Origin of the sequence: Erythrobacter sp., assembly GCF_030066995.1 — a bacterium.
In the GTDB taxonomy this organism is placed as follows: domain Bacteria; phylum Pseudomonadota; class Alphaproteobacteria; order Sphingomonadales; family Sphingomonadaceae; genus Erythrobacter.
The window spans coordinates 142,076-155,173 of sequence record NZ_JASJAP010000006.1; the positions used below are offsets into that span (position 1 = coordinate 142,076).

The following is a 13,098-nucleotide window of genomic DNA, read 5'->3' on the forward strand; positions in this document are numbered from 1 at the left end:
GCGAAGCGATCGCGTTCTTTCGAGCAAGCACGCGGCTCAGGCCTGTCCAGCAGACATTATTTCAAGCGCGGCACGGTAGTTGCCTTTCCCGCTGGCGTGGCGGGGCAGTTCGTCAAGGACCATGATCCGCTTTGGCAGTTTGTAAGGTGCCAAGCTCAGTTTAAGCGCTTCGATGGTGGAGCTTTCGTCGTACTGTGCATTCGCGGTGATCAGCGCCGCGACCGATTTCCCCCACTTTGCATCGTCAATCCCCACGACCATGGCATCTTCGACACCCGGCACGCGCTGAAGCGCCTCCTCGACCTCTTCGGGGAAGACCTTCTCTCCTCCCGTGTTGATGCACATGTTGCCTCGCCCGATTAGGCGGAGCCTGCCTTGCGCGTCACGCTCCGCCAAATCTCCGGGCATCGCATAAAAGGTACCCTCGATTCCGCGGAATACCGTCGCGCTCTTTTCCGGATCGCCGTGGTATCCCGTCGCAAAGGGAGGACGCCGCGCCAGAAGGCCACGGCCAGCTTCGCCGTCGGCCAGAACGTGATCGCTGTCTGGATCGATCAGAACCGTTGCAGGGCCAGCCTCGAAGTAGCCGGTGGGCGTAGAGGAAGACGCGGTCGTCACCGCGTATCCAAAGCCGGATGCTTCCGAAGCGCCAAGGATATCGACCAGAGTCACTTGCGGAAGAGCGGAGACAAGAGCTTCCTTGATCTCTTTGCTCCACATCAGCCCAGCGGAAGATATGACCTTCAGGGTTGAGAGATTCCATCGGCCACGATGTTCGTCGAGCGCTTTGACCATAGGCCGAGCGAATACGTCACCCACGATGAGTATCCGCGTGACCGCGTTGCGCTCGACCTCATCCCAAAGCTCTTCTGGGTCAAACCCGTTATTCTTGAGCAACACGACGGTGCCTCCGCCGACCAACTCAGCAGTCGAACTGTTGAGGCCTGCGCCGTGCATCAAGGGGCAGGCGGGCAAAACGCGGCCAGGCATGGGGTTATCTCGAACCATGGCTACGTGATCTTCCATGGTCTTGATGACTTTCTTGATCGTGGGGGCTTCAAGCTGAACGGTGCGGGCATCGCCGCTGCGCCACATCACACCCTTCGGTCGACCGGTCGTCCCGCCCGTGTAAAGCAGATAGCCATCTTCTGCAGACCGCTCGATGGCCAGGGGAGAACCATCACCGGCAACCATACGCTCATAATCATCACAATCGATCTGAACTGGCAGTTTAAGCCCCGGCAACAAGCTTTGCACGACGCCGGAAAACTCGCCCTGATAGAACAACGAGCGCGCCCCGGAGTTCGCTAGGACATAATCGATCTCCTCCGTCGTGTATCGGTAATTGATATTGACGTAGGTCAGCCGCGCTTTGAACGCGGCGGCAGCAATCTCGATATATTCCGGAATGTTACGCGCCAGGACGGCAATCCGATCACCGTATTCCAATCCCCCGGCCAGCATTTCGCGCGCAAGACTGTTGGTGCGTGCATCAAAGGCGCTCCAGTCGATCACCCGGTCACCATGGATCAAGGCTGGACGATCAGGTGGAACCGCCGTTGCCGTGGCGTCGAGCAGGTCGCCGAAATTCCAGTCGGCTGCGGGAGGACGGCTTTCAGGCATCACTTCCCCTTGAACACTGGCTTGCGCTTCTCGACAAAGGCCCGCACCGCCTCCTTCGCATCCTCGGTCTTCGAGAGCTTGAAAGTGTTGTTCTGCTCGTAACGATAGCCATCGCGCAGGGTCATATTCTCAATCGTGTTCATGCTGTCCTTGGCCAGCAGCGTCGCCAGCGGGCTCTTGTCGGCAATGTTCTGCGCCATCTCCATGACGAACGGCATGAGTTCCTCGGGCGGCAGAGATGCTTCCACGATGCCGCGCCGATAGAGTTCGTCTGCCGGCACGCGATAGCCGGTCAACATCATCCGCCGCGCAAGCGAGTGAGGGATGATCCGCATCGTATGCTTGCCCCCACCCATCAATCCCACATCGACTTCGGGCAGACCAAAGCTTGCCGTATTCGAGCATACGATGATGTCGCAGCTTGCCACCAGACCGAGCCCGGCGCCCAAAGCCGGGCCATTGACCGCCGCGATCACAGGTTTGCGACATTCCATGATGCAATAGCTGACCTCGCGCACTTTGCGGTTGCGCGCCCAGGTGGCACCGGGGGCGGAAAGGTCGGGACGGTTCTTGAGATCGGCTCCGGCAGAGAACATCTTCCCCGCTCCGGTCAGGACAACCACTCGCACGTCTTCCAGATCGCTGGCTTGATCGAAACAATCCGTAATGTCTGCGATCACTTCCATCGACTGGGCGTTGACCGGCGGATTGTCGATGGTGACAGTGGCGACGCCGTCGACAATCGACATTCTTACAAGCTCACTCACACAAGGCTCCTCTTTCCCTTTGGGCAGAAAGCTAAGGGATCAGGCGCCATTTCCCCAGTCATGGCCGGGAGGGGCTGGGCCGTATCCCATATATGAAATTCCGGGTCGACTGGCGCCATGAATGAGACTGTCGCTGGCCGCTTCAATTTGCCATCGCCGCGTTACCTTAGACGGTATCGCCAAAGGCGGTCCAGCCGCCGTCAACCCTGTAGGTTGTTCCGGTAATATAGGACGCGCCCGGCGACGCAAGGAACATGGCCGCGTCGGCGATCTCGTCCGGCTCGCCCAAGCGGCCGATCGGTGCCCTTGCCCGAATGGCATCGAAGTCCCGCACACCCGCTTGCTCCAAAGCGGCTACGCCCGGTGTCATTATATAGCCGGGCGCGATGGCATTCACCCGGATGCCATGCCTTGCCCATTCGCAGGCCAGGCTCTTGGTCAGCATCGAGACCCCAGACTTCGATGCGCAGTAGCCCGGTCTTGCCGGCAACCCGCTGACGCCAGCGATTGATGAAAGGTTGATGATCGATCCGCCGCCGTTCTCGATCATGCTTCGGGCCGCGAGGCGAGCCATCCAGAAGGTTCCGGAAAGGTTCACACCCACAGTCTGGCGCAGCTCATCGAGAGTGCGATCCTGTGTCGGCACGAAGCGGTCTGCGACAGCCGCGTTGTTGATCAGGACATCAATCTGGCCGAACTCTCCGACGGCTTTGGTGATTGCATGACAAGCGCTGGTTTCGTCCCCGATATCGGCGCAGATAAGGCGCGGCGCGCCTGAAGCGGTGGCTTTCAAGTCCTCTGGCAAGGAGCTTTGCTTGTCGATCACCGTCACCCGGTCACCCAGATCAGTGAACTTGCGCGCCATCGAAAGCCCGATGCCGCTGGCTCCGCCCGTCACCACAACATGACGCTCACCCGGATCGGTAATGGGAAATTCGCGGAGCGATCTTTCTGCAGCGTCGCCAGTGCCGCCAAAAGCGTGGTACCCCCCGTCCACCTCCAGCAAGGCACCGACCGAATAGGACGCCTTTTCGCTGACCAGGTGGTCGATGGCCGCCGCAATCTCCTCCGGTCGGCCCAAGCGACCCAGCGGAATTCGCTTTTCCACATTGGCGAGATCGAGTTTGCGGTTTTCGACCAGTGAATCGACGATTTCAGTGCGAACATAGCCGGGAAGAACAGCGTTGACCCTCACGCCCTCAGGAGCCCATTCGCTGGCGAGCGCTCGCGTGAAGCCGATGACCGCCGCTTTGCTCGCCGAATAGGCTGTCCTTCCCGGTATCGCGATTTCTCCCGCCAGCGAGGCAACATTCACGATTGCACCTTGCCCGCGTGCGACCATCGAGCGTCCGGCCTCTCGCGCCACCAGAAAAGAGCCCTCGAGATTGGTGGCGAGGATCGCCTCAAAGCTCTCAGGTGCGATCTCCAGCGCTCCACGACCGGCAGGGTCGACTATGCCAGCGTTGTTTACCAGTCCGCTTATCGGCCCGCACTCGGCCTCGGCGCGCTTGACCGCCTTCTGGACTTCGGCCTCGCTCGATACGTCGCAGGCGATCGCCAGATGCTGTCCCGGAAGCTTTTCTATGACCGCTCGCGCACGCTCTCCATCGCGATCGAGGATCGTGACCCTGTCACCTAACGCGGCAAAGCGACGAGCCGTGGCCAATCCTATACCCGCCGCCCCACCGGTGACGAGAACCGAGCGCGGCATCACTTGATTTCGAAGACGTGATAAACCGGACCCTCCGCGGTTCTCATGCCTTTGCCAATGGCAATGATCGAATTGAGCCAGGTGTACCCGGGATGCGAGGTTTCAAACCGGATGGCGGTGCGAGTGTAGACTTCATCCGCGCCCAGTAACTCACGCCCTCTGAACCGTTGCATCGTTTCCTTGTCGGCATGAGCCAGACCCTTGTAGACCAGCCCGATACTGGCGCCGTCATCCGTCTCGGCCGTGATCCGAACATCAATGATCATCGCCCCGTCGTCACGCCAGGTGACCCAGTCTGCACCGCCGATGACGGCCCCGTTGATACGGTCCCCCGAGATACTCCCGCCTTCCACCGGAAAGACCGATCTTCCACGCTCGAAAGGTGACCCCAGATGGACAGCGCGGGCATAGCCCACATCGAGCTTCATCACGAACAGCGGAGCGGTTTCCAAAACGTCAATCATATGTTTCTCCCAAGAATTGATTAGCTCGCAGTGTAGACTTGGGAGAGCCCCGAGCTCTCTTGGCCAATAAAATCACGGTTGGAATTAGTGACCCCTTGTTCGGGACGCTGCTGGATGCCTAAGCGGCTGAGGATAGATTGAAGAACGACGCAGAAGGGGGACGATGAGGGCACCATGAGACAGCTTGAAGGCAAGACCGCAATCGTGACCGGAGGATCCCGGGGTCTTGGCCGCGCCATAGCTGTGCGGCTTGCGCAGGGAGGTGCGCAGATCGCCATTTTCGATCTTAAGCGGGAATGGGCTCAGAAGACCGCCGACTTGATCGAAAACGCGGGTGGGAAGGCCATCGCGCTTGGATGCGATGTGTCGGACGGCGAAGCGATGACGCTTGCGTTCGAACAGACGACGGAATGCCTGGGGGGCCTCGACATCCTTGTGAACAACGCGATGTGGAACCGCTATGAACCGATTGCCGATATCACTTCAGAAACGGTTCAGCGAATGACCGGCGTCGGCTTCAGCGCCGTCGTCTGGGGTATCCAGGAAGCCGCCCCGATCATGCAGGAACGAGGAGGCGGGGCCATCATTAACATCGCTTCGGTGTCTGCCCAGCTGGGACTGAACAATGGCCTTGTCTATTGCGGGATCAAGGCGGGCGTCACAGGGCTAACTCGAGCAGCGGCGGTCGAGCTTGGCCCGCACTCTATCCGCGTGAACGCGGTTTCCCCTTCAACAGTTGCAACAGAGGGCGTCCAGAAAATGTTGACGGCAGAAAAGATCGCTGATCGCGAGGGTCGAACCCCGCTCAAGCGACTGGGGCAACCGGAAGACATCGCCAACGCTGTCGCGTTCCTCGGTTCGGACGATGCCGCCTTCATTACCGGTCAGGTTCTTACCGTTGATGGTGGTCTTGCCAACGCGTTTCTGTAGGCAGCGCGAGAGCTATCTTAAGCGATCGCCGCGAACCGCTGCAGATGGTGGCTCGCGTTACCCAAAGCCATATCCAGCATGGTCAAACGCCTGAGATAATGGCTCACGACGGATTCGTCGCTTGTGCCAATCCCTCCGTGCAGCTGGATTGCTTGCCGCGCGACGAATAGCGACGTTTGCCCGACCTTGGCCTTGGCGGCCGACGCCATACGCCCTCTATCCATCACTCCTTCCTTGGCTTCCAAGGTCGCCCGCACGGTGATCGAATAGGCTTCTTCGTAGGCGATAAACATATCGACCATCCGATGTTGCAGGGACTGGAACGTGCCGATGGGTTGACCGAACTGGCTGCGCGTCTTGAGGTATTCCAGGGTGAGATTGCAAAGGGCATCCATCGCACCGACGGCTTCGGCGCACTGTGCTAGCACACCGCCTTTGACAGCCATACCCAGGGGCAAACCGCCTTTACCTTCTTCACCCAAGAGCCTTGCAGACCCCGTTTCGGCTCCCGAAAGGCGTAGGCGGCAATGCCGATGATTGTCGATCGAGCGATACGTCTCGACTGTGAGCCCATCGCTCTCCCGGCTGAGGAGAAACAGGGATATCCCCTCAAGTTCGGCGCCCGACCCCGAGGTTCGGGCGGGCACGATAAAGTGGTCGGCATCGCCGCCATCGGCGACAAAATTTTTCACACCGTTGAGCGTATAGCCCGCTCCCGTGCGCTCTGCGGTGGTTGCGACGTTCAGATGGTCGAAGCGGGAATCGCCATCGCCCAGCGCCAGCGCCACCCGAACCTTCCCGGTCATTACATCTTCCAGAAACTCGGCAGGGCAATCCTTGAGCAAGGGGGCGACAAGCACGGCGTTGGTTGAGACGGGCACAGGCAGCAGGTGCTTGCCAATACCGCTTGCCAGGACCATGGCGTCGTCAAAGCTCCCGCCAAGACCGCCTTGTTCTTCGGCAAAGGGGATCATCAGCCAGCCAAGCTCGGCAATCTCACCCCAGAGTTCGGGAACGCCCTTCGCCCCGGCTTCGCGCAATAACCGCCAGCGATCGGCAGCCGGCCATCGCTCGGTGCCAAAACGTTCGATACTGTCGGCCAGCATCGACTGGTCTTCGGTAAGATCGAGGTTCATCTGTCAAAGTCCCAATGAGCGGCGCGCGATAATGTTGCGCTGGATCTCGCTTGATCCGCCATAAATCGATGTCACGCGTGCATAGAGCGCGCCCTGAAGGGCCAAGGGCATGTCTTCAGGAACACCCTCGCCAGAGAGGTCTTCGAAAACCGCTGCATCATAGCCCAGCACCTCGGTCCAAAGCTCGGTCACCTTTTGCAAGGTCTCTGACCAACGCAGTTTGAGCATGGAGGCCCGCGGCCCCGAATCGACCCCAGCGGCGGCATCGGCCATGAGCCGCATGACCATGGTCTCGATCGTCAGCGCTTCGATTTCGAGCTGAGCAAGCTGCGTTGCGACTGCCGGCGTATCGGCCAGTGTCGCCCCACCGAACGGAATACGACGCGCCGCTGAATAAATGGCGTCGACTTGCGATCGGAGCCTGAGAGCCGTGGATGCGCCAACGGCTCGCTCTCGATCAAGCAGCACTTTGCCATAGCCCCAGCCCTTGCCTTCTTCGCCAAGAAGATTGCTCACCGGAACACGCACGTCGTCAAGGAACACCTCGTTGGTGTGGTGCTTTTCATCCAGGGTTTCGACGGGACGAATCTTGATCCCCGGCGTGTTCATATCGACCAGTATCAGGGAAATGCCTTGCTGGCGGCGCTCCTCCTTCGAGGTGCGCACAAGGCAGAACATATGAGAGGCGACATGGGCGTAGCTTGTCCACATTTTCTGACCGTTGATGACATAGTGATCGCCGTCACGAACGGCCCGGGTTGAGAGCGCCGCAAGGTCAGATCCTGCTCCTGGTTCGGAATAACCCTGACACCACCAGTCCTCTCCGGAAATGATCCGTGGGAGATAGCGTTCTTTTTGGTCGTCCGTACCGAAAGTGAAAATGATCGGGCCAATCAGTTCCAAGCCCTGGTGGAATTGTATGGGAGCATCAGCGCGCGCTGCCTCGGTCTCAAAGATATAAAGCTGCGTTGGCGTCCAGCCGGTGCCGCCATATTCCTTTGGCCATGTCGGCGCGCCCCACCCTCGTTCCGCAAGCGTGGCCTGCCACTCGGTCAGTTGCTGCGGCGTGGGGCGAAGCCCGGCGCGGATCGCCGTCCGGTATTCAGGCCGTACCGCGCCTGCAAAGAACTCTCGCAACTCGTCGCGGAACGCGAGATCTTCCGGGCTTAGTTCAAGATTCATTATCGGTGCCTTCTCGAAGCGGGTTGGGACAAACAGCTTCCGGAATGCCCCGGCATGGAAGCCCCGTTATGGCCAACATTCGTCCTCCATGCTCGTGATCGGTCTGAAACATCCCTCCTGTGTCCCAGAGCGTCGTCACGAAGAGGGTCTGCATATTCGCCCCTCCGAACGCAGGACATGACGGGTATGGCACGGGTGACGCAATTCGCTCTACAAGCTCTCCTTCAGGCGAGATGCGTGCGATCTCGTCGCTCTGCACAAAGGCAACCCAGAGGAAACCCTCAGCATCGACTGTGGCCCCGTCAGGCGCCGAACCGAGCGGAGCGGTCTCGATCAGAGTGCGGCGGGTCGCAGCGATTGGTCCGTCGGTCTTGTAATCGTAGGCCCAGATGCACCCTTGCAGGCTGTCTGCAAAGTACATCGTGCCGCCATCGGGGCTGAAGCATAGGGAGTTTGCGAGTTTGATCCCGCTCTCGATTTCGCGGGCGGCCCTGCCCTCGAGCCGATAGAGTTTGCCCGGCGCACCGTCCACGTCGCTATGGCGCATTGTTCCTGCAAGGAACCGCCCCTGCCGGTCAGCCTTGCCGTCATTGAAACGAACTTCTTCATTCCCTTTTTCAGGACGGCAGATCTCTTGCAGGTCGCCGCTATCAGTATCGAGCAGGAAGAACCCGTCATCCAGAGCAACAAGAAGCCCATCCTCACACAGCGCGATGCTGCCAACCGTGGTCGCTGCATCCCAGCTCTCAAGCCCCTCGCCTTGCTCATCGGCCGAGAAGATCGTGTTCGAGACGCTGTCCACCCAATAGAGGCGATCCGATCCTGGATCCCAGACGGGCGACTCGCCGAGCTTGTTACGATGCGTTCCGTAAAGCGCCAGGTGCGGCATCACGGCTCGCCCACGGCTTCAACGATTTCAGGGACTCCGATGACGCAGGCATGCACGCCAAGATGCGCGACAAGCTGGAGGACTTCGATTAGCTCTTCACCGCTTATGCCCAAGGCGATCGCTGTCCTTGCGTGCTCGCGCATCATCTCCTGGCTCATGTGTGTTGGCGAAGCGGCCAAGGCGAACCTGACCAGCGCGCGGCTGCGCTGATCCAAGGCGCCTGTAAGCGACGGGCCGTCCATGATGGCCGTCATTGCGCGAAAATAGGCGAGATCTCGTCGCAACAATTGCTCCGCCCAATTCGGCCAGGAACCATACTTCTCGGAAAACTCTGCTTTTGCTTCCGTTTCATCAGTGGTCAGCGCACGCGTATCCGTGTCCCCTACTTTGCCAGCCGCAGCAAGTTCGTCAACGACGACACCGATCCCGACGCTGACGCTATCCAGACCTTGCGCCGTCGCAATCTCCATGACTTCGATAAGCTCATGCGGGGTGCACCCGGCCTTCAGCGCGGCTCTTACATGGATCGCAAGACCCTGTCCGAACATGTGAGTGGTGGACGTATCGACCGCCACGTAGATCAGCTCTCGATCTTTTGCAGAAAGTGGACCGGTTTCGGCGGGAACCGAGGCGTAGGCGAGATACTGTTTCAGATAGTCCGGAGCATAGGCGAGGAGGCCATCATTGAATGGCACCCAGTAACCGCGGCTGCGAATATAGTCTGCTTTGAACTGTTCCTGCTCTGGCGTGAGTTCCATAGCTCCCCTCAATCCGTGTCATCTTGAACGATGTCATCTGGCGTCTGCGAGAATGGGCCGACAGCTCCGGAAATCAGTCTGAAATCAAACTTCGGAGCGAAATATCACATATTCGAATGACCGCGTCGTGGCGAGCCTCGCCTCACTCGACTTTTACCGAAATCCGCGATGCCTTGAACATGAGGAACGCTGCAACCGGACCGAACAAAAGCGCGATCATGGATATCGAGTAGTTCAGCCCCTGTTCTCCGAAGATGTAATCGGTGAACAGGCCCACAAAGACCGATCCGAACGCGCCGCCCGTCAGGTTCACGAGCGCAAGATACAGCCCCGTGTAAAGGCCGCGCAGGTGTTGCGGAACCACCGCCACCAGGAGAACAAAGACGCTGGTGACAGACATCGCAGATATGAACAGGTTGATGAACGCCATTGCGACGGCCGCTGGGACACCTGGCAAAAGCGGGCCAATGAATGTCGTGACACTGAGCGCCCCCATAGACACCAAGCACAGGCTGAAGACGGCCTTTTGCGGGTTTCTTTTCCGCAATGTGTTGAGGACCGGGCTCACAGCAATGCAACCGCAAATCCCGGATATCAGGAACGCAGGGCCGTATGTATTGGCAACGAGAAGCGGCGACATACCGTAAGTCCGCATGAGCATGGCAGGATACCAATTGAGCAAACCATAGTTGTTCATGCTCCAACAAACGACCGATACCGCCAGCAAGGCGATCAGCAGTCCGTTCTGCTTCGCAAACTGCATACCCCCCACCAAGGCTGCACCCTTCGCGGAGCCCGCCTCACCGGATTGTCCGCCATTCGTTGATCGATCTCCGTCTCGAACCGAGAGGAGCATCAGCCCTGCCAGGATCAGGCCCGGAAAAGCGAGGATGACGAACACAAGTCGCCACGGCTCTGCAGCGCCGATCAAGGGGAGCGAATAGTCACGCGCGCCTTCGAAGAAGGACAGCAACTGGCCCCCGAGCAACATGGCGAGGCCCCCGCCGACGTAAAGGCCCATCGTAAAGATGCCGATGGGCTTCTGGACGTTGGCTTCGGAAAAGCGGTTGGAAATTATGCCGATCGCTGCAGGATTAAGGCCCGCTTCGCCCACACCGACAAACATTCGAGCGATGAAGAGAACGGCGAAACCCGTCGCGAAGCCAGTGGCGCCGGTTGCGACAGACCAGACGATGATACTTGTTGTCAGTATGAGGACACGATTGCCTTTGTCCAGCAACCGGCCCAGCAGAATGCCACCCATCACATAAAGGGCGGCGAAGGCCAAGCCGATGACCGCGCCCAGTTGAGCATCGCTCAGTTGCAACTCCGCCTTTATCGGCTCTACGAGAAAGCTGAGGATGACCCTGTCAATATAGCCCAGCACCGAAACCGTGAAAAGGACACCAACGACATACCAGTCATAGGCAGAGTTTCGGTCAGTGGCCGAAGCCAAATCTACACGCGTTGTACTGCTCGGCTCGGCACCCGTTGTTGCCATCTGGCACTTCTCCCCGATTTGGCGAAGTGGCTAGCATGACACTCTGTTTTCGAACGCGCTACGGTTGACGCCTTGCGATTATCCCAAGTGAGATATTCCGCGTGTGCCCCCTGCCACATAGCACGCCGTGGTTCTTCCTACGCATGCTTTCCGGGCACCGGCCCTTCGATGAGGGAGGCCATGCTGCTCGATGCGAACGATATCCCGGTCGCGAGCCAGCCATAACCATCGCAGACCGCTCCACCATTATCCTTGAAGCACGACGATGCGACCCAGGGGGCCCGCGCGTGTGGTTCTTCTGGCCCCTGAATAGGGCCCCCTTACAGCGCGCGATCCGGTGGGGCGTTCAGGCGAATTTTGCTCTTATGTGGGCTGTTATGGTAGCAAAAGACCACAGACGGGCCTGAAGGCCTGCGAAAATGGGGGAGAGCAATCGTTGAAGCGAGGTATAGTAAAATCGGCCTGGCGCACTCTGGAAGTACTAGAGCTTTTTGAAGAAGAGCGGCGTCCGCTGCGCCTGCATGAAATTTACGAGGCGTTGGGGTACCCTCAGTCGAGCGCGACCAACCTGCTGAAAAGCATGGTTATGATGGGCTATCTCAACTACAGCCATTCAACCTGGACGTATTTGCCGACCGCTCGCGTCGCCACTCTTGGCAAATGGCTGTTCCAGTTCATGTACGGTCAGCGTGATTATCGCGGACTGGTTGATCGCATCCAGCGCGAGACGGATGAGACGGCTGTGCTCGCCATGCAGAATGACCTTTTCATCCAGTATGTGGCGGTGTGTGAGCCAGGGCACGATGCGAAGATCCCTCCACCAGAAGGCGGCTTACGGGTCATGACCCGCAGTTCCGCTGGTTTGGCTTTGATGAGCGAGATGCCGGATCGTCAGGTCGAAAAGCTGATCCGACAGATTCATTACTATGAATTATCTGGCGAGGATGCCCTGAATCTCAAAGACATCATGCGTGAAGTCGATTGGGTCCGCCGCACGGGTTATTGCCTTTTGAAGGACAGTATTCCGGGCGCAAGCGGTATCGCTTTCCCGCTCCGCGACGAGCACCATGGCATCCATATGGCGATCGGAGTTGGCGGCACGACGGATCGGATTTCGCGCAAGGAGGTCGACATCATCGAGATCATCCGGAATGCGATCAAGGATTTTGAAGCCGAGACGAACGAGTTCGACGAGCAGGCCCTGGCGGCCAAGCTACGCGAAGTGCGAAAGAATGTGCATCAGACCAACGAGCATTATCATTCGCTCTATTAGCTCCCCCCGCGACACACGGTGATGCAAACCTTTCACAGATGTGATTGGGACGCCAGCGAGCGTTGGTCGCTGCCCGTTTTGGAGAGCGCTTGGTAGCTTGCCCCCATGTCACCGGATTCTCGGCTCCGCGCCCGGTCGGGCCAGCGCCATGCCCTGATAACAGGGGCCGCGCGCGGCATCGGCCTGGGGATCGCCAGAAAACTGGCGAGTGACGGATACTCCATCATTGCGCTCGACCATGATTCCGAAGCGCTGGAAGCTTCGGCCAGGTTCCTTCCGAGAAAAACGCGGCTGATTTCGCTGGACGTCACGGATCGAGAGGCCGTCAGCGCGTCTCTCAACCAGCTTCCGGCCCTTAATGCGGTGGTCAACAATGCGGGATTGGCTGGCGAGCTCTTGCCAGTCGCGAAGCTCGACCCCGAGAGCGTAAGACGAATCCTGAAGGTGAACGTCAAGGGCGCCTTTATTGTCTCGCAGGAGGCCCTGCCTCGCATGAAGAGCGGCAGCGCAATCATCAATATTGCATCGCGCGGATATCTCGGGGGAGCGGGGGGTGCTCACTATGTTGCGTCCAAAGCCGGTCTGGTCGGCATGACCCGCGCGATGGCTGCAGAGCTTCGATGGAGGAAGATTCGCGTCAACGCGGTCGCGCCAGGCATGGTCGAGACGCGCATGCTAGAAGGATTTACGCCAAAGATGAAAGCAGCGCTGGAGCGGCTTGAGCCCGAAGGCCGCGCAGCGGACCCGGAAGAAATCGCAGGCATAGTCTCCTTCCTCGCGTCTGACGCGTCGAAACTGATATCCGGTCAGGTCTTACTCGCGGACGGAGGAAAGTCGCTTGGTACGATGCCCTACTAGAAAGGC

At 59.0% G+C, this 13,098-nt stretch carries 12 protein-coding genes; 3 read left to right on the forward strand and 9 right to left on the reverse strand.

Features of this window, described 5'->3' with window-relative positions:
- Positions 1-36 precede the first annotated feature (36 nt).
- The 4 genes from QNI87_RS14330 to QNI87_RS14345 all read right to left on the reverse strand — a co-directional run bounded on the left by QNI87_RS14330 (position 37) and on the right by QNI87_RS14345 (position 4,565).
- On the reverse strand, positions 37-1,623 hold the full coding sequence (locus QNI87_RS14330) for an AMP-binding protein (protein ID WP_300597752.1): 1,587 nt from the start codon (positions 1,621-1,623) through the stop codon (positions 37-39).
- Positions 1,623-2,390, reverse strand: a complete 768-nt coding sequence (locus QNI87_RS14335) for an enoyl-CoA hydratase/isomerase family protein (RefSeq protein WP_300597754.1) — start codon at positions 2,388-2,390, stop codon at positions 1,623-1,625. Before QNI87_RS14335 ends, QNI87_RS14330 begins: the two co-directional genes overlap by 1 nt.
- Before the next feature lie 166 nt (positions 2,391-2,556).
- Positions 2,557-4,101, reverse strand: a complete 1,545-nt coding sequence (locus QNI87_RS14340; protein WP_300597756.1) for a glucose 1-dehydrogenase — start codon at positions 4,099-4,101, stop codon at positions 2,557-2,559.
- Positions 4,101-4,565 (reverse strand): DUF3237 domain-containing protein, encoded by a 465-nt coding sequence (locus QNI87_RS14345; RefSeq protein WP_300597758.1) that lies wholly within the window; start codon positions 4,563-4,565, stop codon positions 4,101-4,103. Before QNI87_RS14345 ends, QNI87_RS14340 begins: the two co-directional genes overlap by 1 nt.
- Before the next feature lie 174 nt (positions 4,566-4,739).
- Between QNI87_RS14345 and QNI87_RS14350 the strand changes: the two genes are divergently transcribed.
- A complete protein-coding gene (locus tag QNI87_RS14350; protein WP_300597760.1) occupies positions 4,740-5,495 on the forward strand; it encodes an SDR family oxidoreductase in 756 nt (251 codons plus the stop codon).
- A gap of 17 nt (positions 5,496-5,512) precedes the next feature.
- Here QNI87_RS14350 and QNI87_RS14355 read toward each other — a convergent pair whose 3' ends face one another.
- The 5 genes from QNI87_RS14355 to QNI87_RS14375 form a co-directional block, all read right to left on the reverse strand.
- The gene (locus tag QNI87_RS14355) at positions 5,513-6,631 is read right to left on the reverse strand and encodes an acyl-CoA dehydrogenase (protein ID WP_300597761.1); all 1,119 of its coding nucleotides are present in this window, start codon (positions 6,629-6,631) and stop codon (positions 5,513-5,515) included.
- 3 nt (positions 6,632-6,634) lie between these two features.
- Positions 6,635-7,813, reverse strand: coding sequence for an acyl-CoA dehydrogenase family protein (locus QNI87_RS14360; RefSeq protein ID WP_300597764.1), 1,179 nt, complete (start codon positions 7,811-7,813; stop codon positions 6,635-6,637).
- Positions 7,803-8,702 (reverse strand): SMP-30/gluconolactonase/LRE family protein, encoded by a 900-nt coding sequence (locus QNI87_RS14365; protein ID WP_300597766.1) that lies wholly within the window; start codon positions 8,700-8,702, stop codon positions 7,803-7,805. Before QNI87_RS14365 ends, QNI87_RS14360 begins: the two co-directional genes overlap by 11 nt.
- Positions 8,702-9,460 (reverse strand): carboxymuconolactone decarboxylase family protein, encoded by a 759-nt coding sequence (locus QNI87_RS14370; RefSeq protein ID WP_300597768.1) that lies wholly within the window; start codon positions 9,458-9,460, stop codon positions 8,702-8,704. Before QNI87_RS14370 ends, QNI87_RS14365 begins: the two co-directional genes overlap by 1 nt.
- Positions 9,461-9,602: 142 nt before the next feature.
- Complete coding sequence (locus QNI87_RS14375) at positions 9,603-10,916, reverse strand: MFS transporter (RefSeq protein WP_300597770.1); 1,314 nt, start codon at positions 10,914-10,916, stop codon at positions 9,603-9,605.
- A gap of 382 nt (positions 10,917-11,298) precedes the next feature.
- Here QNI87_RS14375 and QNI87_RS14380 point away from each other — a divergent pair, with 382 nt between their 5' ends.
- Positions 11,299-12,234, forward strand: coding sequence for a helix-turn-helix domain-containing protein (locus QNI87_RS14380; protein ID WP_300597772.1), 936 nt, complete (start codon positions 11,299-11,301; stop codon positions 12,232-12,234).
- A 105-nt stretch (positions 12,235-12,339) separates the two neighbouring features.
- Complete coding sequence (locus tag QNI87_RS14385; RefSeq protein ID WP_300597774.1) at positions 12,340-13,092, forward strand: SDR family NAD(P)-dependent oxidoreductase; 753 nt, start codon at positions 12,340-12,342, stop codon at positions 13,090-13,092.
- Positions 13,093-13,098 lie beyond the last annotated feature (6 nt).